Here is a 17,930-nt window from a genome sequence, read left to right on the forward strand (position 1 = left end):
CCTCCTGATGCGACGCCGCCTCGCCCGCGCCACCGCCCCGCCAACCTCGAAATGATCAGTTCATGGACAGGCACTCAGACCATCCGATGCCCTGGTCCCTGGTGTACGGCGTCGACTTCGCCCCGGGCGTGGACCGGTAGCGGTCGGCGGCCATGCGGTGGATCGGCGGCCGCGGCCGGACGCGGGTGCCTGCCCGGGCGCGGGTCTCAATCAGGCCCTCGCCTGCGAGCAGCCGCAGAGCGCTGCGGATGGTGGTCTCGGAGACGCCGCCGTACTCGGTGCACAGCGCGGGCAGTGTGGGGATCTGGTCGCCGGGCCCCCATTCGCCCTCGGAGATGCGGCGCCGCAGGTCGGCGGCGATCCGCAGGTACTCGGGCTGTGCCACAGCGCCTCCCCTTCGAGTGATCACGTCAATCTGAGTACACATAATGTCTCGCCCCTCTTGACCTATGCCAATCCCGGCGACAATCTGAGTGCAGATAAGAACTACCTGCGCACAGATAAGTACTCACTGTCAGGGGACACTCATGCCCGAGTCGGGACACGCGTGGCAAAAGGCGTTCAAAGGCTCGCCCATCGAGGCGGCGCACGTCCGCCTGTGGACCGCCGGCCGTGTGACGCACCCCGACGCCCCGGCCGTCGCGAACGAACTGTTCGTCGCCGTCCTCGGCTCCGGCGCCCCCGCCGTCGAGATGACCCTGTCGACAGCCGACACCCGCATCCGCATCACGGCGGAGGGCTCCGACCCGCTGCCGCTGCTCTACAGCCACGGCCCCGGCTGGGCCATCGTCACCGGCCTCGCCACCCGCACCGGGCTCACCACCGACGAGCGCGGGCTCTGGGCGCAGATGGAGGCACGGTGAACGAGGCCTTCGTCAGAGCGGCCGAGCTGCTGCCCGTGCCCCGCCCGGACCGGGTCCGCCCGCAGCAGGCCGACGGCATCACGTGCGTCTGGTGCGGCGAGGCCCCGACCGTAAACCTCGGGCCGCGGCTGTCCACCAGCACCGGCGCCACCCCGGGGCCCCTGCACCGCTGGCACCCACGCGCCTGCGCCCCGTGCGCCGAGCGGGAGGCCGGCCAGGTGCTCAGCATCCACACCGAGCGGTGCGCGCGCTGCCTCGACCGGGACCACTGCCCGGACGCCCGCGCCCTGCACCAGCTCGCCGACGACTCCCGCTCCCGGCCCGCAGTCCGCCGGCCGGACCGGTAGCGGGAAGAGCGGCCGCCCTCGCATCCCCCCGTGGCGGGGCGGCCGCTCACCCCACGAAGTCCGCCAGCCCTCCAACCACGCAGCGTGTTTGGAAGGCCACGCTCGATGCGCCATCGTGGCCCCTCCACGGGTCGCACCAGCGGTCCAACCGAGAAAGGCACGACGACATGAAGCGCATCATCGCCCGCCTGTGGCGGATCATCAGGGGCCCACTCCAGTGGCGTCTGCTGTGGCTGGCCCACTCGAAATACATGATCGGCGTGACCGGTGTCGTCCGCGACGATCAGGGCCACGTACTCCTCCTGCGTCACCGCATGTGGCCCCCGGAACGCCAGTGGGGTCTGCCCACCGGATACGCGGTGGCGGGCGAAGAGTTTTCAGAGACGGTCGTCCGCGAGGTCCGTGAGGAGACCGGACTCGAGGTCAAGGCCGGCCGCCTGGTGCGCCTGCAGTCGGGCTACCGGCTGCGGGTGGAGGTCGCCTACGAGGCATACATCGTCGGCGGCGACATGAAGATCGACTCGTTTGAGATCCTGGAGGCGAAATGGTTCTCGGTCGACAGTCTGCCGGAGGGACTACAGGAATCCCACCGGCAGCTCATCACCGGCTCGACACCGGCCTGATCCGTCTCGCACCGCACGAGATCCTCGGCGGTGACTGCGCCGCGGTCGCCGACGCTCTCGCCGCGTGGCGCACCGACCCGACGACGCTGACCGCAGCCCATCCGGACCACACCTTCCGGAGCCTGGCGGAGCGGCTCGACCGGTGGCGGGCGGCGGGCATCGACACGGCGCCGTACCACAGTGGCCTGTACCTCGCCCGCAACCGGTACGCCGAGCTCGGCCTGCGGCACATGCTGCCGCTGGACCGGGTCCTCGTCGGCGCCGAGTCGACTCGCGGCGGCGCGTGGGGTGGATTCCACCACCCGAATCAGGGATATCGGCACCTGCAGATGGCAGCCCTGATCACCATGTACGGCCCGATGCAGCAGGACGTGCCCGCGGATCCCGGGCTGGCCATGCTCGACCTGGTGCGGGCGTATGCGCACGACTGCCTGCACTACGGCTCCGCTCGCCGGTACGTTCTCGCAGACGGGCAGGTGGTGCGTACCCAATACGGCATCAACTGGCGCCGCGTCAACGGCCGCAGCTACTCGTCGTCGGACCCGCAAGACTCCCCCCACACCCGCAATTTGGGGATCATCATGGAGGGCGCGTGCGACCGGGAGGCCCGGCGCCTGACGCGGCAGGTCTCCGACCTGTACGGCATCACCGGCCCCAGCTCGCCGACCGACCCCGGCTGGTGGGCGTACCGCGATGTCACCGGCCAGCTCGACGGCGAGCCGCCGGCGGATGCGGGAGCACGAATCGGCGGCGAGGCAGGCTCGTATGTCGAGTCGATGGGCCGTTACCAGGCCGGGGTGAACGCTCGCTACGAGGTGTGGCTGGACGAGTTCGGCGCGGGGGAAGCGGAGCGCCTGCACGACCTGGTGCTCATGGCCACGATCAGCGGCGACAGCAGCAGCCTGTGCCACTGGCTGGACAGCAGGCACGGGCCGGGCACGTTCGCCGGCGCCTTCCAGGCTGACGGCTACCTGGCGGCGCCGTCTCGATAAACGGTCCACTCCAGCTAGCAACCCAGACCGGCCCCGCTCGTCCGCACCCCCGGCGGATGGGCGGGGCCTTCGTCGTGTCCGGCGGTGCCGACCAGTTCAGCGGACGAGGTCGGCGAGGGGGACGCCGACGGCGTCGGCGAGGAGTAGCAAGTCCTCGAGGTTCGGGGCCCGTTGCGCGTACTCCCACCGGTGGATGGTGCGGTGGTCGCGGCCGATGCGTTCGGCCAGCTGCATCTGGGTCAAGTTCGCGGCGAGTCGCGCTTCACGCAGTCGCATCCCGATCTCCCGGCGGCGGGCGGGCACCCAGTCGGGCATGGGATCGAGAGGCACCCGCTAACCGTTGAACGATCATGCGCACTTGTCTTTGCCTGCCTGGGCAAATTGAATGATCTTGGAGGAGGGTGGGCACATGGTCAGACGATCACCCTCTACAGACGGGAGCTACAGTCGAGGTCCTCGCGCGAGGCACTCATCCGTCCCGATGGCGGAACTGCAGTCTCCCTGCCGCCCCGAGCCCTACAGTGGGTTCGGGGCGGCACCCGTTCGGGGCATCTGTTCCCCGCCAAATAGGCGAGATCTCAGACCAAGCGCCTTTCTTTAGTTTGGTTCCGGGCGACCTGCGAAAACGCAGGTGAGCACATCGCTAGACGCGCCACACCTTCTAAGCGCTTGGCCGCAGGTTCGAGTCCTGCCGGGGGCGCCACCCGCCATCAGCAAAAACGCCCCAGAGGGGATCTCCCCTCCAGGGCGTTTCGTGTCTCTGACGGCAACGCTGACGGCAATGGCCCCGTCACTCGACGACCAGCAGGCTCCCCAGCCGGTCGAGAGCGGCCCGCTTCTCCGTCATGTCGGCGTGCGCGTAGATGTTCATCGTCACATCCAGCGCACTGTGCCCCACGATGTCGCGGACGATGTGCGGCGGGATACCGAGACCGAGCAGCAGCGTCACGCAGGTGTGCCGGAGGTCGTGGAACCGGACCTCTAGACCCAGCCGCTCGCGGATCGGGTAGAAGTGCCGGTTCAGGTTCCGCGGCTCGATCGGGGTGCCCCGCCTGGTGGTGAAGACCAGGCCCGTCTCCTGTCACCGCTCCCCTGCCGCCCGCCGTTCCCCGGCCTGGTGCTCACGGTGCCGGCGGAGGGCGTCCACGCACACGGCCGGGAGCGGGACGGGACGCTCCGAGCGACGGGTCTTGGGCGCGGTCAGCGTCAGCGCTCCGTCAACCCGCTGGAGGGCCGTTCGGATCTCCAGCGATCCTCCATTCAGATCAACGTCCGACCAGTGGAGGCCCAGCAGCTCACCCCGCCGCAGCCCGAGGTAGAGCGCGAGCACGTACACCGCACTCAGCCGGTCGTCATGCACCTCGGCCAGCAGCTTCTTCGCCGGCAGCGGCGGCCAGGTCGTGCAGGTGGGCGAAGGACAGCGCACCGGCGATCACGGCCTGAACCAGCACGGCATCCACACGCAGAGCGGAGCGGGGCATGAGGGCTTCTCCTTCCTGGCCCAGGCGGCGGCCGGGGCGGACTCGACAGCCGGGGCGGTGACCGGCTTCACCTGGCCCGGGACGGGGCGGAAGGCCTCCAGGCCGGGCAGGTCGGGAGTGCGGTCGGCGTGCTTGTTGCAGAGGTTCACGGCCTGCCGCAGCGAGGTGCGCGGAGCGCGGATGCGGGCCCAGCCGCCGGTGGAGTCCCCGGCGATGGCGACCCCCCGCGCCTCGGCGGGAATCGTGATCGCGGCCAGCACGGCATCCGGGGAGATGTCGCCGAACGCCATGTTCGCCGAGGTCTCGTCGTTGACCCGGTGCGCGGTCCGGCCGGTGAGCTGGGCGCGAAGCATCGTGATGCCCTTGCCGAGTTCGGAGCCGAAGCGCTGCCCGCAGATCTCCAGATAGATGCCGGCGGCACGGCCGAGCTGGGCCAGCCGGGCCAGGGCGGTGACGATCCGGTCCCGCCGCTTCTCCTGCTCCCTGCTCGCGAACAGCGCGAGTTCGGCGACCTCGTCGACCAGGACCACGAGCGGCACCGGCCGCAGGTCGGCGGGCAGGTCCCAGATGTCGGCGGCGATCTCCGCATCCGGCACGCTCACGCTGATGGACTGGTGGGCGCGGATGAGCCGGTAGACGTCCTCCATGTGTGCGACGAGGGCGTCGAGGATCTCGGCGGCGGTGTCGGGGGTGTCGGCCAGCGCGGAGAACCGGCGGGCCAGCGGGAACAGCTCGACCCCCTGTTTGCAGTCGATGCCCACCAGCGCGACGTCCAGCGGCGCGAGCCCGGCGACCAGGTTGCGCTGATAGACCGACTTGCCGGACTCCGTGGCGCCGAGGGTCAGGGCGTGCGGCACGGCCCGGTAGTCGCGGAAGTGCACGGCCCCGTCCTCGCGCAGGGCGACCGGCACCCGCATCGGCCGGGTGTCGACCCGGGCGGACATCTGCACCCGCTGGAGCACGTCGTAGCCGGTCATCCGCACCTCGACCACGCCGGAGCGCAGCTCGCGCGAGGTGACGCCGTACATCCCGAAGGAGTGCCGCAGCCGGTCCGAGGAGGCGGCCAGGTCGAAGGCGTCCTGACCGGGCCGGAGCCCCAGCCGCAGCACCAGGCCGGTCCGGGTCGGCCGTACCCGCAGGATGTGCGGGGCACGGGGAGCGGACACCGGCCGGTTGGTCATCCGGGCCACGGTGAGGCGCCAGCGGGAGGCGGGGACGGTCAGGCCGCAGGCGTCCATGACCGAGCCGTAGCGGACCAGGACCCGCACCGTGGCGAGGGTGCCCCGAAGGTCAGCCAGTACCAGGCGGGGCGCCGTTGCCGAGTGCGGGCACATTGTGGCGTGCGCGGGGAGCTCCCATCCCGTCCGCCGTCGACCCAGGCGGAGCCGAGCAGACGCGGCCCAGGGCGTCCAGGCCGTTCGTACAATGGCGCGCTCCACCTTGACGCCCCTGAACCGCGCCCGCTCCACGGTGTGTGGGTCGACGGCGGACGGGAGGGGAGCCAGGGTGAGTAGTGGGCGGAGGAAGGGGTTCGGCTGTGCCCTCTATGCTTCGGGGTCGGGGGTGTCATGACCAATCGGGATTGGTACGACGACAGCGACTACGAGAGCGCAGTCGAGCGGGCTGAGCGGATGACCCGGATCGGTTGGAGAGTGATCGCAGGTATGGCGGGACTGCTGGGCATCGTCGTGATTGCTGCCGTTGTTGTCTGCTTGGTTGTCGTCATCGGCATGGCATACGTCGTGGATGCCATGCCCTAGCAACGTCGTTGGATCTGTCAAGGGCGTCCCGATGCTCTGACATCAACGTCTGACACCAACAGGTACAAACAGAGGCGATCGATGCCGAAGCCCAGCGGACGACGAGTCCAGGCGTAGGCCGGAGCAACCAAGATTGCTGGCTTCCCATGATCGACCTGATAAAGATGAGGCTGCACCTCAAACGTCGTCTTCCGCGGTTGTCACTACAGGCCCGCCGCAGGGTCGCCGTCGCCGAGGCCTATCCACCAGTGCCCGTCATCCTTCACCAGCAGCAGCGCCTGCCGTTGACCGCTTTGCTTGTACGCCACTGTCACCGGGTTGAAGTAGGGAACGGATCCCTCCAGCACGGTGACTTCGACGGGACCGCCCGCTGCCTGGCCGTACTCGCGTACGTATTTGGCCGCGGCAGGCCCGGGCTGCTTGTAAGCGGGCCCGGCCAGCTCGGCGATTCCCTTCGCGTCTCCGTCCTTGAGTCGCTGGACGTAGACTCGTACGAGAGTGTCGACGTCCTCGGTCGTCTCCTGCACGTCGGGGTACGTGGACTTTTCCGCGCGCACCGTCACGTCGACCTTGGGCGCGTCGGCCAGGGCATAGGGCTCGTGGAACCAGTTCCACCACACCCCCGCGGTGATCCCGACGACCAGCAGGCCACTGCCGAGCGAACCAACCAGCTTCCTCATATGCACCTTCCTCCAGTACCAGTTGGACTTGACGCGGTGAACGAGCAGTCGGTTCCCGCATACTGAGACGGTCGGCCGGCTCCGAAGCCGCTGTAGTACAGCACAGATGTACAGCAACCGTGGCGCCCGCAGCCGACCGTCACCAGCGCTCGACGACCGATTCACCAGCCCGGCAGACCTCAACGACCGTCCCGCCCATAGTTCGCATCGAGGGGTCCACCGCGACACCCCCCGCTCGGGCCGTCTCTGGGCCGTGCGGGGGGTGCTCAACGATGACAGGTGACGACAGTCGACGACGGCTCTTCCCCTGCTCAGAAACGGTGCTTCGGGTGCCGGCACAGGTGCCGATCAGTGAAGCAGTGTTGAGGAACTTCAGACCAATCCCGCAGCAACGGCCCCTGCTGGTGACGCAGGAATATCCACTACGTACTACGAGGACGCTGGGCGCAGTGCGGCTCGTTCGGATTCGGCCAGGAGGATGCAGAACTCATTGCCCTCCGGGTCGGCGAGCACGACCCACCCCCAGCCGTTGGGCTTTCGGTGATCGGCGACCAGGGAGGCGCCCAGCGCCAGCAGCCGTTCGACCTCCGCGTCCCGCGAGGCGTCGGGACGCAAGCACAGGTGGAGCCGGTTCTTGCCTGCCTTCGGTTCCGGTACCTCGTTGAAGTGCAGGGATAGGCCGCCCGGCAGCATGATCTCCGTCTCGTCGTCGCCCGGTTCGTCCTCGGGGTCGAGCCGATGCCCGGTCACCTCACTCCAGAACCGGGCCAGTTGGTATGCGTTTGCGCAGTCCACTGTCATGTTCGTCACTGTCGAAACCATGCGGGTGATCCTCTCCGAGCGAAGCGGCGGACGCCACCGGAAGTGCCGAAGCGGCGCGATGTCCCAGGAACACTGCGTGGATCGCAGGGAGCCCGGGGACGGGACATGACACCCTGACAGGAATCGGCGTACAGCACTGAAGTACAGCAACCACTCCTGCCCGTTGGCGTCTTCCTAGGGCCGTGGCACGGCCGGAATGGCCGTCCGCGACCGATCTTGCATAGAGCTACGGATCAGAAGGCCTCTGACATCCACGGCTGACATCAACGACGCCGGACGGAGGCGCACACCAGCGACTCTGTTTGGCCGTCGCACCAGTCGACGGCAGCAGCCGGGGCGGGCTCGGATCGAACTCCTAATGCGGTGGTCACACGGCAGCACCGCCGACGGCAGTGACGGAAGCGCTGACGGCAACGACGGTGGACAGCAACAGCATTCGGCGGCCCTGCACGGTGTCGGCATAGGCCAATCGGGTGGACTCACCAAGGTGTGCCCGCATCTTCTAAGTGCTTGGCCGCAGGTTCGAGTCCTGCCGGGGGCGCAAATACCTTCTGACCAGCAGAAACGCTGGTCTTTTTTTCCGTTCTGACGCGATGCGTGCCGCCGCCGGGCCGAGCGCCCTGACCGTCCACGATGACTTTCCGGGCCCGCGGCAGTCCATGAGGGTGAGGCCGAGAACGGCCGCATGGCCGCATGGCCGCATGGCCGCAGAGAGGACTGCTCATGCCCACCCCGCAGACCCCGCAGAACACCGACGCCGCGCAGAGCCTCTCGCCACTGGCCGCTCCGGAACGGCAGACGGCCCGGGGCAAGGTCCTCCTGCACTTCACCATGTCGCTGGACGGGTTCGTGGCGGGGCCGGGGCACACGATGGACTGGATGACCGGGTTCTCGTCCCGCCCCGGGGTCGTCGAGGAGTACGCGCAGACCACCGGCGCCGTTCTGGGAGGACGGGACGGCTGGGACTCCCACCCCGACACCGGGGCGATCTACGGGGGCGCGTGGCGAGGACCGGTGTTCGTGCTCACCCACCACCCGCAGGACGCGCGGCCCGCCGCGGGTGTGACGTTCCTGAGCTGCGACGTCGCCGAGGCGGTCCGGATCGGGCTGGAGGCCGCGGACGGCAAGAACCTCGAGGTCTTCTCGCCCTCCATCGGCCGGCAACTACTGGAACACGGGCTGGTCGACGAGGTGGACCTGCATGTCGCGCCGGTGCTGCTGGGTGACGAGATCCGGCTGTTCGACCGCCCCGGCGGCGCTCCCGTCCGGCTCGCCCTGCTGAACGGCGACGACCCCTCGACCACGGTGAACGTGCGCTACCGCCCCGTCACGTCCACCTGACCGGGCAGCCGGGGAGCCTCTCGGCGCCGTTCGGGCTGAACATGACGCTTCGCCAGGATCGCCCGGAAACGAATGATTGCGAAGAAAAGGCATGGTTGCTGGTAATCATGGACTGGTTCGTCCACATTCCTCTGTACTGGAGCCGTCCATGCGCACTCCCCTCACCGCCGCCCGGATTCCACTGAACGCACAGCGCCACGGGTCCACTCCTCCACCGTCGAAGCCGTCGGAGCAGGTGGAGCAGGTGGAGCAGGTGGAGGAGGTGGAGGAGCGGAGTCTCAGTTTCGAGGGTTTCGCGTACGAGTGCCGGATCGTCCATCAGAGCGCCCCACGGACGGCGCCGTTGCTGCTGCTCGGCGGCTCGTCCCAGGACCGGTACTCCTGGCAGGCACACGAGAAGTGGCTGGCTCCGCTCTGCACGCTGATCACCGTGGATCTCCCGGGTTACGGCAGCGCGGACTTCCTGCCTTCCCGGTACGGCATCGACTTCCTCGCCGCCGCGGTCAAGCACATGCTGGTGGAGACCGGGATGCCGCAAGTGAATCTCTTCGGCGGCTGCTTCGGCGAAGTGGTCGGCCTCCGCTTCGCGCAGCTGCATCCCGAGTTCGTCCGCCGCATCGTCTTCTGCGGCGCGGCGAAGCGTCTCCCCGAGATCTACACCGACGTCGTACCGCGCCTGTCGCACGCCTTCGAACGGGGCGACAACGAGGCGGCCGTCGGCGGACTGGTGCGGTTGTTCATGTCGAACCCGGGCGCCGGCAAGGTCCGCAGGCACGCGGCCGTGACACGCCTCCTCCAGCGGCAGTTCATGAGCCAGACGCCGGACGAGATCAAGAAGGCGCTCGAGCACAACACGAGACTGGTGACGCACGGCTGCTACGAGCCCCTGCCCGTCCCCGACGTGCCGACCCTGGTGTTCACCGGGGAGTACGACACCCTGTGCACCCCCGAGATGGGCCGCGAGCTCGCAGCGACGATGCCCTCGGCGCGGTTCACGACCGTCAGGGAAGCGGACCACCTGGTCACCGTCGAGCGCAGGGAGGAGTCGTCGGAGCTGATCGGCCGGTTCTGCACCGACCTCCCCATCGACGGCCTGCCGTACTGCACCGCCGTGGAGTCGCCGGGCACCGAACTCGCCGGCGTGACGCCGAGCCGATGACGGACATACGGAGAGTGGCCGGAACCCGGTACCGGGTTCCGGCCACTCTCCGCTGTACGAGCTGTTTCCGCCGTACGGGACGTCAGGACTTCTTGCCCGGGATGACGACGCTGTTCGTGCAGGATGCTCCGCTCCCACCGGAGCAGGTCTGCGTCGAGTCGTTGACGACGCGGATCTTTCCGTACTCCTCGGATGTGACCTCGTACTTGGCCACCTGCGAGCAGCGAACGGTGCCCTGGCTGTCCTTGACGCAGTTGTCCGGACCCTCGGCACCGACGGCCTGGACGGCACCGGCGCCGATCAGGGCGAAGCCCCCCAGAACTCCCGCCACCGCTGCGATCTTCTTCGACTTGAACATCTACCTGTTTCCTTGACGGTCGACCCCGTGACCGAACGACGGAGTCGTTCCTGATGCCTGGACCGGCCAGACCGGTCAACGAACGGGGCAGGCCCGGGGCTCGACCACCTGGGTTCGAGCCCCGAGACCTGCCCGGATCACCTAGCAGTGATCACTCGCCGCCGATGGCGAAGCTCGTGCTGCAGGCCTGGGAGGTGGTGTCATTGGCCTCCTGGTCGTGGAAGGCCAGGATGCCGAGCGAGACGTTGACGTCGCCGATGTTGATGAGCCCCTTGGTGGAGTTGTCCTGAGCGCAGGTCGTGGTCTGCTTGTTGTTCAGCTGAACCTCCGGCTCGTCGCCGGCGTGGCTGACACCGGCGCCGAGGAAGCCGACACTGCCGAGCATGGCCATGACGACAGCGGCCTTCTGGTACTTGCGCATTACTTCTCCATTCATCTGAACACGGTCCGCATTGACCGAGTCACTCACAGTCGCTAATCTAGGCGACGCTTTGCGGCAGTTGATAGGCGAAACGCCGAATCGCGCGTTTTCTGGGAAAGGGTCCACCGCGCCTCGTCGACGGAGGTGTCAGGACTTCCCGTCATCGACGACGACGCTGTTCGCACGGGAGAGTCGGGCAGCCGAGCCGGAACAGGCCTTCGTCGACTCACCGACGAAACGGACCTCCCCACTCCCGTCAGGCGGGAGCCGATGCTGCCTCGCCTGCGCGCAGCGAACGGTGCCCTGGCTGCCCTTGACGCAGCTGCCCGGACCCTCGGCACCGACGGCCTGGACGGCACCGGCGCCGGCACCGATCAGGGCGAAGCCCCCAGAACTCCCACCACCGCAGCGATCTTCTCCGACCTGAACATCTGCCTGTTTCCTTGACGGTCGACTCGCCGCCGCTGAACGGCGGCGAGTCGTTCCGAATGACTGGACCGGCCGCACCGGCCAACCAGCCGGGCAGGCTCGGGGCTCGAACATGCGACTCCGAGTCCCGAGACCCACCCAGATCGCTTGACAGCGATCAGTGCTTCTTGCCGCCGAGCTCGAAGCTGGTGATGCAGACCTGGGAGGTCGTGTCGTTGGCCTCCTGCTTACCGAGGCCCAGCAGCTTGAGACCCACGTTGACGTCGTCGATGTTGACGAGGCCCTTGGTGGAGTTGTCCTGGACGCAGTTGGTGGCCTGCTTGTTGTTCAGCTCGAACTCGGGCTCGCCACCGGCGTGGCTGACACCGGCACCGAGGAAGCCGACACTGCCGAGCATGGCCATGACGACAGCGGCCTTCTGGTACTTGCGCATTACCTCTCCGTTTCTCGAGTGGACACAACCCGTGTCGGGTTGGTCACTGTCAGGAGTTAACGTAGGCGAGGTTTTGCGGCTTTGGGTAGGCAAAACGCCGAAACGCGTAGGTTTCTCGCGAAGATGCCGGGTGCGGCGTAGCCGCACACCTCGGACAGCCGGACCGGGCGTCAGCCGCCCTCCGCCCGAGCGCGCCCGAGGCGCCGGAAAGTCGGCATCCGCGACTGAAAGCTCCTACTCGCGTAGCGAAGTCCCTTTTCTAACGGGTGATCCCAGGACGCTCGCCGTGACCAGGGTGGGATCACCGCGTTGAGCGGGGCGTGCGGCCGCGCGTCATGCTGCCGCGCTTACCAGATCAGCTAAGGAGAACGTCATGTCTCGCATCGCGAAGGCGGCCACCGTCGCCCTCGGCACGGGCGCCGTGATGCTCGGCGGGGCCGGTATCGCCACGGCGGCCGCCGGCGCCCAGGGCGCGGCGGTCGGCTCGCACGGTGTCCTGTCCGGCAATGTGGTCCAGGCCCCGATCCACGTACCGGTCACCGTGTGCGGAAACACCGTCGACGGGATCGGCGCCCTCAACTCGGCCGTCGGCAACACCTGCTGAACGACAGCCACAAGAAGTAGCACAAGGGATACGGCTACTGACATCCGTCGTCGTGACCCGAGAGCCCCGGCGCCCCCGAGCGCCGGGGCTCTCGGCATGAACGTCGAGAACCCGCGCCCCCACGTGTACACGGGGAGGGCGGGCATACGAGAGTCGGCCCCCGGTGGAGACCGGGGGCCGACTCTCGTATGGCATGCCTCAGGCGTGGAGCCCCAGGTCGCCGTGCACCGGCTTGGCCTCGTTCACCACGGCCGCGGCCTCGTGCGCCGTGCCGAACACCGAGGTGTCCTGCTCCCCACTCTCCGACCGGTCGTGCAGCGGCATCAGTTCGAAGGGGACCGCGGTGCGCGTGTTCAGGCCGGTGTCGAGCCCGGTGGACGCCAGGTCGAGCTCCTGGGCGGACGCAGGCGTGGCCATGGCGGCGGCGATCAGGGACCCGGCAAGGACGGCGGCAGCCTTCAGGGACTTCATCGTGTTCCTTTCTTCGGCAACGCGGGTCGCCGGAGGGATTCTGTCGCCGTGCCTAACGATCCCTGGCCGGACCGGAAACCGGGGAACCACGGATTGACGAGTCCTCATATGAGATCAATCAGCCGACAGCACCACCGCCGGCGTCGGCGAAGCGGTCGCGGGCAGCGTGACCACCGGCGATGTGGTGGCTGGAGCCGAGGTCGAGGGCGAGGTCGAAGGCCAGGACGTCAACAACGTGATGCTCGACGACGTCACGCTGAAGGACGTCGTGGTGGACGGCGTCGTCTGCGTGGCCACGACCGAGACCTGCGGGTCGCCGGCGGACAGTTCGTCGATGAGCTCCTCCATCTCGGTCAGTAGGTCGTCGAGCCATGAAAGCGTCGGATCGGCTGTGTCGTCGGTCGTGTCGTCGGCCTCGGCCTCGATCTCGCCCAAGATCTCGTCCAGGATCTTGTCGATCTCTTCGGTGACCTCGTGGTCGACCACGTCGGCGGTCTCTTCGGTGGCTTCCTCGTCGGCTGCGTCACTCATCGTGTCGTCACCGGGGAGGAGCAGGTCCAGGAGGCGGTCGACGGCGTCCCACAGGTCGTCCAGCACGTCGCTCACGGGGTCGGTCTCGGCCGTGGGCAGCAGTACGCCCGGCGCGGGGGCCGAGGCGAACGGCATGACTCTGGTGGCCTGTTGCTTCGCTTCGGCCTTCTCCAGCGCGTCCTTCGCGGCCTCGCCCAGCGCCCTCGCCTCGGCCGCGGACAGCCGGCCGTCGTCCGCCCGGGTCACGGCGGTCAGCAGGTCGACGACCGGGGTGAATTCGTCCCCGCGCACGTCGGAGTTCCTGACCTGCACGAGCGGTGTGCCGGGTACCGCCGCCTGGCTGCGCTCACCGGCCGAGTCGACGGCCAGGGCGGCGGGGCCGGTGACCCCGACCAGGAGGACGGCGCACAGTGCGCCGAATGCGATGCGCCGTGCAGGCAGAGCGCGCATGGGAGTTCCTTTCCACGGGCCTCGGATCTTGAGCCCACCGTGAGAGCGCCCCCGGCTTCCCGCAACCGGGCATGGGCCCTTCGGTGCCTCCTCTCACGCCGTTGCCCCGTCCTGCCTGATGAGGGCGTCGCCCGCCGAGAAGGGGCTTCACGTTTCCAACACACTTGTCTGGCTTAAACGAGTTTCAGGGATTTTGTCCGTTAGATGGTTAGAGTTGCGAACCTCCGGACGTATTCCCTTGGGCGGACGCATCGCACTCCTCGCGCTGCCTGTCACCGCCACCTCCCCGAAAGGCTTCGCCGGTCATGCGTCATTCCCTGGGCCAGTTGCTTCGTCATGCAACGGTGGGCGTCCTCACCCTGATCACCACGTGGGTCCCCTACGGGTCCTCAGCCGCCACGGCGGCCGCGGCGCCCGCGCCGGAGGCGAGCAGCCTCGCGTTCGTGGAGCGGTACCGCGCACTCCAGCACGGCGGCCTCGTGCGCGCGGCCAACTCCTCGGCCACCTGCCGCGCGAGCCACTCGGCGTGCGCGGACGTGCAGGCGGGCGCGCGGGGGGTGAACGGCGACTTCGACATGTTCTACGTCGACGTCGACCGCGACCCGAACACCTACAACTCCTCCCGCGCGGAGGTCCGGCTGCCCTCGGGCTCCCGGGTGACGTACGCCCGCCTGTACTGGGGCGGCAACCTGCTCGTGGGCGAGCAGAAGCCGCCGGAGGCCAACGGGCGGGTCCTGATCGCCGAACCCGGCGGGGAGTACAAGGAGCTCCTCGCCGACACGGTCGTCGGACACCGGGTGGCGGACGGCGCGGACGCCTTCCAGGCCTCGGCGGACGTGACACAGATGGTGCGGGACAGCGGGCCGGGTCTGTACACCGTGGCGGAGGTCAACGTGGCCTCCGGCCGGTCGACGACCGGCGCGTGGGGCGGCTGGACGCTGGTGGTGGCGTACGAGAATCCGGCGGAGCCGCTGCGGCACCTCTCGCTCTGGGACGGCTTCACACCTCTGGCGTCCACCGGCGGGGCGGAGATCGGGCTGAGCGGCCTGAACCTCCCGGCGAACGCGGAGGGCGAGGTGGGGGTGGTGGCGTACAACGGCGACCGCGGCACCACCGGCGACTCGCTCACCCTGACCACCGGCGCGCCCGCTTCCACCGTCGTCCTCGCCGACGCCGCCAACCCCGCCGGCGACGTCCTGAACTCCACCATCAGCGGCCCCGGGCGGGCCGTCCCGGCACGGGTGCCGGCGCACGCCAACACGCTCGGCTACGACTCCGACGTGTTCACTCTCGGCAGGGGCCTGCTGCAGGCAGGTGACCGGGCGACCCTCCGGCTCGTGGCCGAGCGGAACGCGGCGTGGGCCGGCGTGTTCTTCCTCTCCGCCGACGTGCGGCCGTGAACGCGCCTTCCACGGTCCCGAGCGCCTTCGCCGGTGAGGAGACCGTGCACATGGAGCTGTCGCCCTCCGGCCGTCGGCCGCGCGTACTGCACCTCACCCAGCCGGTGGAGGGCGGGGTCGCGCGCGTCGTGACGGACCTGGTCCGCACCCAGCTGGCAAACGGCCTGGACGTCACCGCGATCTGCCCCGACAGCGCCCTCACCACCCAACTGCGGGTGCTCGGCGCGCAGGTACGGAACTGGCGGGCGACGCGCTCGCCCGGCCCGTCGCTCGTGCGGGAAGTACGGCACCTCGCGCGGCTCATCGACGAGGTGCGCCCCGATCTGGTGCACGCGCACAGCGCGAAGGCCGGGCTCGCCGGGCGGCTCGCGGTGCGCGGGCGGATCCCGACGGTCTTCCAGCCGCACGCCTGGTCGTTCGAGGCGGTGGGCGGGCGGACCGGTGCCCTCGCCCTCAGGTGGGAGCGCTGGGGGGCGCGTTGGGCCGCGCGGGTGGTGTGTGTGAGCGAGGCGGAACGGGCCACCGGGGTGCACGCCGGGATCGCCGGCCGGTGGACCGTCGTCCCCAACGGCATCGACCCCGAGCACTTCCACCCGGCCGGCGCCGGCGCCGTACGGGCCGGGCTCGCACCGCTCGCCGGGCTGCACCCGGCGGCGCCGCTCGCGGTCTGCGTGGGTCGGCTGTGCCGCCAGAAGGGGCAGGACGTCCTGCTGCGGGCCTGGGACGCCGTCGTGCGCAGAGTGCCGAGCGCCCGTCTGGTCCTGGTCGGCGACGGCCCGGACCGCGACCGGCTGCGTGAAGCCGCCCCGCCGTCGGTGCTGTTCGCGGGAGCCGTGCCCGACGCCTCGCCCTGGTACCAGGCCGCCGATCTCGTCGTCCTGCCGTCCCGCTGGGAGGGCATGGCCCTGGCCCCGCTGGAGGCGATGGCCTGCGGGCGCCCCGTGGTGGTCACCGACGTCGACGGCGCCCGCGAGAGCCTGCCGTCGTCCTTCACCGCCCGGTGCCTGGTCCCGCCGGAGAACCCGGCGGCGCTGGCCGAGGCCCTGTCCGAGCTGCTGCTCGACCCGCTGCTGCGCGAGTCCCTCGGCGACCGGGGGCGTCGGCACGTGCTGACCCGCCACGACGTACGGCACACCGCCGAGCAGGTCGCGGACGTCTACCGCGACCTGCTCGGCACCTGGCCCGCCAGGAAAAGGACGCGTCCGACCGGGGCCGTCGAGCGTGGCGCGGCCCATGCCGCCGAACCCGGACAGCCGCTCGACGCGGGCTACGGCGCCGGGGCGAACCGGACGACACAGCGCGTCGAGCCCACCAAGCACAAGGAGCCCATCAGCTCGTGACTGCCGAACGTACCGTGCCCTCCCCCGGCGTACCGCCGCGGGAGCACGGACCCTCAACCGTCTCCGTCGTGCCGCCGCGTGGCCCCGCCACCGGAGTGCGGCCTCCTGCCAGACGGCCCCCGGCCCGGCCCCCCTCCCCGGTCCCGCTGTTCCTCGCGGACGGTGCCGCCGCCCTGGCGGGCACGCTGGCCCTCACCGGCGCCCAGCGTCACCTCTCGCTCGTCCTCCTGCTGGTCGCCGCGTCGCTGCTGCTGCGCCCGCGCGACGGCCGGCCGCCGGTGCCGGGGCTGCTGGACGAACTGCCCGCCGTGTGCGGCCGCATCACCATGGCCTGGCTGGCGCCCGCCGCGCTGTGGGCGGCGTACCGGCCGGAGCACGCGCTGTCCATCGGCACCGTGCTGACCGGCCTCGCCGTGCAGACGGCGGCGGCCTGTGCGCTGCGCGCCGCCGTGCACGGACGGGTCCGCGACGCACTGCTGCGCCACCCGCGCGCCGCGCTCGTCATCGGCCCGGCGGCGACCGCGCAGCGCGTGGCCGCCTCCGTGCTGCGCCACCCGCGGTGCGGTGTGCGGCCGGTGGGGGTCGTCGCCGAGCAGCCGGACGACGCCGGGGGCGTCCCGGTGCTGCGGACCGGTGAGGAGGTCGAGCGTGCGGTCATCCAGAACGGGGTACGGGCCGTGCTGGCCGTCCATCCCTCGGTCCGCGCCGAACAGGGCCCGCTGCTGCGCACCCTGGCCGAGTCGGGCTGCGTGATCTGGGAGCTCGACGCCGACTCCCCCTCGTACACGGCGCGGCAGCGGCTGGCCGGGTTCGCCTGCCGACGGCTGGACCTGTCCCCGGTGCGCCGCGACAGCGTGGGCAAACGGCTGCTCGACATCCTCGTGTCGGGGACACTGCTGATGCTGGTCGGCCCGCTGCTGCTGGTGTGTGCGGCGGTCCTGCGGATCAGCGACGGGCCGGGCGTGGTGTTCCGGCAGGAGCGCGTCGGCCGGAACGGGAAGCCGTTCACCCTGCTGAAGTTCCGCACCTACCGCCCCGCCGACGAGCACGAGTCGGCGACCCGGTGGAGCGTGGCCGACGAGAACGAGATGCGCCGGTTCTGCCGGATGCTGCGGCGCACCTCGCTCGACGAGCTGCTCCAGCTGTGGAACGTGCTCCGGGGCGACATGAGCCTGGTCGGGCCGCGTCCCGAACGTCCCTACTTCGTCGCACAGTTCTCGCACACCTACCAGGGCTACGCGGTCCGCCACCGCATGCGGACCGGGATCACCGGCCTCGCCCAGGTCCACGGGCTGCGCGGCGACACCTCGATCGAGGACCGCTCCCGGTTCGACAACGCCTACATCGACGACTGGTCGCTGTGGCAGGACGTCTGCATCCTGCTGCGCACCGCGGCGTCGCTGGTACGCCCGACGGGGAGCTGAC

Annotated in this window: 23 protein-coding genes and 2 pseudogenes; 12 read left to right on the forward strand and 13 right to left on the reverse strand. The window is 69.7% G+C overall.

The annotated features are described in order from the left end of the window. Nucleotides 1-55: 55 nt before the first annotated feature. A complete protein-coding gene (locus tag JL475_RS10265; RefSeq protein WP_307825012.1) occupies nt 56-385 on the reverse strand; it encodes a winged helix-turn-helix domain-containing protein in 330 nt (109 codons plus the stop codon). Nucleotides 386-527: 142 nt separating this feature from the next. Here JL475_RS10265 and JL475_RS10270 point away from each other — a divergent pair, with 142 nt between their 5' ends. The 4 genes from JL475_RS10270 to JL475_RS10285 all read left to right on the forward strand — a co-directional run bounded on the left by JL475_RS10270 (nt 528) and on the right by JL475_RS10285 (nt 2,825). Next, nucleotides 528-863, forward strand: a complete 336-nt coding sequence (locus tag JL475_RS10270) for a hypothetical protein (RefSeq protein ID WP_202277217.1) — start codon at nt 528-530, stop codon at nt 861-863. Beyond that, nucleotides 860-1,210: a hypothetical protein gene (locus JL475_RS10275; protein WP_202277219.1), complete on the forward strand. Its 351-nt coding sequence runs from the start codon at nt 860-862 to the stop codon at nt 1,208-1,210. The genes JL475_RS10270 and JL475_RS10275 overlap by 4 nt, the downstream gene beginning before the upstream one ends. 167 nt (nt 1,211-1,377) lie before the next feature. Then, nucleotides 1,378-1,833 (forward strand): NUDIX domain-containing protein, encoded by a 456-nt coding sequence (locus JL475_RS10280; RefSeq protein WP_202277221.1) that lies wholly within the window; start codon nt 1,378-1,380, stop codon nt 1,831-1,833. Continuing rightward, nucleotides 1,755-2,825, forward strand: a complete 1,071-nt coding sequence (locus JL475_RS10285; RefSeq protein ID WP_237406779.1) for a hypothetical protein — start codon at nt 1,755-1,757, stop codon at nt 2,823-2,825. Before JL475_RS10280 ends, JL475_RS10285 begins: the two co-directional genes overlap by 79 nt. Before the next feature lie 96 nt (nt 2,826-2,921). Here the strand turns inward: JL475_RS10285 and JL475_RS10290 are convergent, their stop codons facing one another. From JL475_RS10290 to JL475_RS10300, 5 genes and pseudogenes are all read right to left on the reverse strand, one after another. Further along, on the reverse strand, nt 2,922-3,155 hold the full coding sequence (locus tag JL475_RS10290) for a helix-turn-helix transcriptional regulator (RefSeq protein WP_202277223.1): 234 nt from the start codon (nt 3,153-3,155) through the stop codon (nt 2,922-2,924). Nucleotides 3,156-3,615: 460 nt separating this feature from the next. Beyond that, nucleotides 3,616-3,894, reverse strand: a complete 279-nt coding sequence (locus tag JL475_RS41690; RefSeq protein ID WP_368860224.1) for a tyrosine-type recombinase/integrase — start codon at nt 3,892-3,894, stop codon at nt 3,616-3,618. Between the two features lie 12 nt (nt 3,895-3,906). Then, on the reverse strand, nt 3,907-4,251 hold the full coding sequence (locus tag JL475_RS41695; protein WP_368860225.1) for a site-specific integrase: 345 nt from the start codon (nt 4,249-4,251) through the stop codon (nt 3,907-3,909). After that, nucleotides 4,199-4,306, reverse strand: a pseudogene (locus tag JL475_RS39915) (DUF2637 domain-containing protein); the annotation flags it as partial. The pseudogene JL475_RS39915 and the gene JL475_RS41695, both read right to left, overlap by 53 nt. A gap of 83 nt (nt 4,307-4,389) precedes the next feature. After that, nucleotides 4,390-5,600 (reverse strand): annotated as a pseudogene (locus tag JL475_RS10300) (FtsK/SpoIIIE domain-containing protein); the annotation flags it as partial. 274 nt (nt 5,601-5,874) lie between these two features. On the opposite strand from JL475_RS10300, the gene JL475_RS10305 reads away from it, so the two are divergent. Continuing rightward, entirely contained in the window at nt 5,875-6,066 is a 192-nt protein-coding gene (locus tag JL475_RS10305) for a hypothetical protein (protein ID WP_202277227.1), read from the forward strand. A gap of 203 nt (nt 6,067-6,269) precedes the next feature. Here JL475_RS10305 and JL475_RS10310 read toward each other — a convergent pair whose 3' ends face one another. Both JL475_RS10310 and JL475_RS10315 read right to left on the reverse strand, forming a co-directional pair. Beyond that, nucleotides 6,270-6,746 carry a hypothetical protein gene (locus tag JL475_RS10310; protein ID WP_237406780.1) on the reverse strand — a complete coding sequence of 159 codons (477 nt, stop codon included), beginning with the start codon at nt 6,744-6,746 and terminating at the stop codon, nt 6,270-6,272. 429 nt (nt 6,747-7,175) lie between these two features. Continuing rightward, nucleotides 7,176-7,568, reverse strand: a complete 393-nt coding sequence (locus tag JL475_RS10315) for a VOC family protein (protein WP_202277229.1) — start codon at nt 7,566-7,568, stop codon at nt 7,176-7,178. A 723-nt stretch (nt 7,569-8,291) separates the two neighbouring features. On the opposite strand from JL475_RS10315, the gene JL475_RS10320 reads away from it, so the two are divergent. Further along, complete coding sequence (locus JL475_RS10320; protein WP_202277231.1) at nt 8,292-8,909, forward strand: dihydrofolate reductase family protein; 618 nt, start codon at nt 8,292-8,294, stop codon at nt 8,907-8,909. A 148-nt stretch (nt 8,910-9,057) separates the two neighbouring features. Then, nucleotides 9,058-10,068, forward strand: coding sequence for an alpha/beta fold hydrolase (locus tag JL475_RS10325; RefSeq protein ID WP_202277233.1), 1,011 nt, complete (start codon nt 9,058-9,060; stop codon nt 10,066-10,068). A gap of 82 nt (nt 10,069-10,150) precedes the next feature. On the opposite strand, the gene JL475_RS10330 is transcribed toward JL475_RS10325, so the two are convergent. Both JL475_RS10330 and JL475_RS10335 read right to left on the reverse strand, forming a co-directional pair. Beyond that, nucleotides 10,151-10,426 (reverse strand): hypothetical protein, encoded by a 276-nt coding sequence (locus JL475_RS10330; protein ID WP_202277235.1) that lies wholly within the window; start codon nt 10,424-10,426, stop codon nt 10,151-10,153. Between the two features lie 151 nt (nt 10,427-10,577). Further along, on the reverse strand, nt 10,578-10,847 hold the full coding sequence (locus JL475_RS10335) for a hypothetical protein (protein ID WP_202277236.1): 270 nt from the start codon (nt 10,845-10,847) through the stop codon (nt 10,578-10,580). A gap of 270 nt (nt 10,848-11,117) precedes the next feature. On the opposite strand from JL475_RS10335, the gene JL475_RS10340 reads away from it, so the two are divergent. Continuing rightward, the gene (locus tag JL475_RS10340; protein WP_202277237.1) at nt 11,118-11,294 is read left to right on the forward strand and encodes a hypothetical protein; all 177 of its coding nucleotides are present in this window, start codon (nt 11,118-11,120) and stop codon (nt 11,292-11,294) included. Nucleotides 11,295-11,433: 139 nt separating this feature from the next. On the opposite strand, the gene JL475_RS10345 is transcribed toward JL475_RS10340, so the two are convergent. Continuing rightward, nucleotides 11,434-11,709, reverse strand: a complete 276-nt coding sequence (locus tag JL475_RS10345) for a hypothetical protein (RefSeq protein WP_202277238.1) — start codon at nt 11,707-11,709, stop codon at nt 11,434-11,436. 373 nt (nt 11,710-12,082) lie between these two features. Between JL475_RS10345 and JL475_RS10350 the strand changes: the two genes are divergently transcribed. After that, nucleotides 12,083-12,313: a chaplin gene (locus tag JL475_RS10350; RefSeq protein WP_202277239.1), complete on the forward strand. Its 231-nt coding sequence runs from the start codon at nt 12,083-12,085 to the stop codon at nt 12,311-12,313. Nucleotides 12,314-12,511: 198 nt separating this feature from the next. Here the strand turns inward: JL475_RS10350 and JL475_RS10355 are convergent, their stop codons facing one another. Both JL475_RS10355 and JL475_RS10360 read right to left on the reverse strand, forming a co-directional pair. Further along, on the reverse strand, nt 12,512-12,784 hold the full coding sequence (locus JL475_RS10355) for a hypothetical protein (protein ID WP_202277240.1): 273 nt from the start codon (nt 12,782-12,784) through the stop codon (nt 12,512-12,514). Between the two features lie 114 nt (nt 12,785-12,898). Next, a complete protein-coding gene (locus JL475_RS10360) occupies nt 12,899-13,765 on the reverse strand; it encodes a hypothetical protein (RefSeq protein WP_202277241.1) in 867 nt (288 codons plus the stop codon). Between the two features lie 305 nt (nt 13,766-14,070). Here JL475_RS10360 and JL475_RS10365 point away from each other — a divergent pair, with 305 nt between their 5' ends. The 3 genes from JL475_RS10365 to JL475_RS10375 are packed head-to-tail and all read left to right on the forward strand — an operon-like array spanning nt 14,071 to nt 17,929. Beyond that, complete coding sequence (locus JL475_RS10365) at nt 14,071-15,165, forward strand: DUF3344 domain-containing protein (RefSeq protein WP_202277243.1); 1,095 nt, start codon at nt 14,071-14,073, stop codon at nt 15,163-15,165. A gap of 50 nt (nt 15,166-15,215) precedes the next feature. Beyond that, nucleotides 15,216-16,505: a glycosyltransferase gene (locus tag JL475_RS10370; RefSeq protein WP_202277355.1), complete on the forward strand. Its 1,290-nt coding sequence runs from the start codon at nt 15,216-15,218 to the stop codon at nt 16,503-16,505. After that, the gene (locus JL475_RS10375) at nt 16,502-17,929 is read left to right on the forward strand and encodes an exopolysaccharide biosynthesis polyprenyl glycosylphosphotransferase (RefSeq protein ID WP_202277245.1); all 1,428 of its coding nucleotides are present in this window, start codon (nt 16,502-16,504) and stop codon (nt 17,927-17,929) included. Before JL475_RS10370 ends, JL475_RS10375 begins: the two co-directional genes overlap by 4 nt. Nucleotide 17,930 lies beyond the last annotated feature (1 nt).

Origin of the sequence: Streptomyces sp. M2CJ-2 (assembly GCF_016757295.1) — a bacterium.
Taxonomy (GTDB): Bacteria; Actinomycetota; Actinomycetes; order Streptomycetales; family Streptomycetaceae; genus Streptomyces.

What these genes read in the sequence shown, in the direction of transcription:
- JL475_RS10320 (WP_202277231.1), top strand. Translation starts at nt 8,292, where the DNA reads ATGCCCACCCCGCAGACCCCGCAGAACACCGACGCCGCGCAGAGCCTC.
- JL475_RS10340 (WP_202277237.1), top strand. Translation starts at nt 11,118, where the DNA reads ATGCTGCCTCGCCTGCGCGCAGCGAACGGTGCCCTGGCTGCCCTTGAC.
- JL475_RS10280 (WP_202277221.1), top strand. Translation starts at nt 1,378, where the DNA reads ATGAAGCGCATCATCGCCCGCCTGTGGCGGATCATCAGGGGCCCACTC.
- JL475_RS10310 (WP_237406780.1), bottom strand. Translation starts at nt 6,746, where the DNA reads ATGAGGAAGCTGGTTGGTTCGCTCGGCAGTGGCCTGCTGGTCGTCGGG.
- JL475_RS10365 (WP_202277243.1), top strand. Translation starts at nt 14,071, where the DNA reads ATGCGTCATTCCCTGGGCCAGTTGCTTCGTCATGCAACGGTGGGCGTC.
- JL475_RS10355 (WP_202277240.1), bottom strand. Translation starts at nt 12,784, where the DNA reads ATGAAGTCCCTGAAGGCTGCCGCCGTCCTTGCCGGGTCCCTGATCGCC.
- JL475_RS10360 (WP_202277241.1), bottom strand. Translation starts at nt 13,765, where the DNA reads ATGCGCGCTCTGCCTGCACGGCGCATCGCATTCGGCGCACTGTGCGCC.
- JL475_RS10305 (WP_202277227.1), top strand. Translation starts at nt 5,875, where the DNA reads ATGACCAATCGGGATTGGTACGACGACAGCGACTACGAGAGCGCAGTC.
- JL475_RS10370 (WP_202277355.1), top strand. Translation starts at nt 15,216, where the DNA reads ATGGAGCTGTCGCCCTCCGGCCGTCGGCCGCGCGTACTGCACCTCACC.
- JL475_RS10335 (WP_202277236.1), bottom strand. Translation starts at nt 10,847, where the DNA reads ATGCGCAAGTACCAGAAGGCCGCTGTCGTCATGGCCATGCTCGGCAGT.
- JL475_RS10345 (WP_202277238.1), bottom strand. Translation starts at nt 11,709, where the DNA reads ATGCGCAAGTACCAGAAGGCCGCTGTCGTCATGGCCATGCTCGGCAGT.
- JL475_RS10330 (WP_202277235.1), bottom strand. Translation starts at nt 10,426, where the DNA reads ATGTTCAAGTCGAAGAAGATCGCAGCGGTGGCGGGAGTTCTGGGGGGC.
- JL475_RS10350 (WP_202277239.1), top strand. Translation starts at nt 12,083, where the DNA reads ATGTCTCGCATCGCGAAGGCGGCCACCGTCGCCCTCGGCACGGGCGCC.
- JL475_RS10315 (WP_202277229.1), bottom strand. Translation starts at nt 7,568, where the DNA reads ATGGTTTCGACAGTGACGAACATGACAGTGGACTGCGCAAACGCATAC.
- JL475_RS10325 (WP_202277233.1), top strand. Translation starts at nt 9,058, where the DNA reads ATGCGCACTCCCCTCACCGCCGCCCGGATTCCACTGAACGCACAGCGC.
- JL475_RS10285 (WP_237406779.1), top strand. Translation starts at nt 1,755, where the DNA reads ATGGTTCTCGGTCGACAGTCTGCCGGAGGGACTACAGGAATCCCACCG.
- JL475_RS10270 (WP_202277217.1), top strand. Translation starts at nt 528, where the DNA reads ATGCCCGAGTCGGGACACGCGTGGCAAAAGGCGTTCAAAGGCTCGCCC.